General features: G+C 64.5%; 1 pseudogene. It reads right to left on the bottom strand.

What is annotated here, in order from left to right:
• Positions 1-505 (bottom strand): annotated as a pseudogene (locus FGX59_RS37260) (IS1634 family transposase); the annotation flags it as partial.
• Positions 506-619: the final 114 nt, after the last annotated feature.

Raw genomic sequence — 619 nt, 5'->3', positions numbered from 1 at the left:
TCGCCAACGCGTCCTCCACTGCATCGGCATGATCCATCAGCGCATCCATGGCCCGCAGGAGGTGCTGGTGCGTCACGGTTTCCGGCATGGCGGGCATCGCCACGGTCTCGAGCCAGCGCAGGCAACCGAGCTTCGAGTCCGGGGCACAGAGGCGGTTGAAGACCATGGCGCGCACGAGTGCCTCGACATCCGTCTTGCGCCGTCCGCTGCGAAGGCTGCGCGCCAGCGCCCTGTCGAAGCCGAGCTCCTTCCAGAGCTCGTGCAGCGCGAAGACATCGCCGTAGCTGCGCGCCGCCCCGTAGGAAATCTCCGCCTTTGCAGGCTCTTCGCGTCCGGCGGCCCGGCTGAGCCCCCGGATGAGGGCATCGAGGTGGCCGTCGGGCATGCCGTCAACCCGCCCGAGATTGGCCACGATCCGGAGGCGGGGCTTGCCGGCATCGTTGCGGAAGGACTCGACGATCTGGAGATAGCGGCGGCCGCCGCTTCCGGTAATGCGCGTGAACATGGAATGCAGGCTATTCCGCAATCCATCGCTTTCCAAGTGGGTTATGCAATACGGCGTGTAACTACGGAGCTTGGGCCGAATTCGGCCATTTCAGCCCTGTAACTTATTGAAAAT

Origin of the sequence: Poseidonocella sp. HB161398 (assembly GCF_005870025.1) — a bacterium.
Lineage (GTDB): Bacteria > Pseudomonadota > Alphaproteobacteria > Rhodobacterales > Rhodobacteraceae > Mangrovicoccus.
The sequence above is the reverse complement of the archived record's forward strand: the minus strand, read 5'-3'. Positions and strand labels throughout refer to the sequence as shown.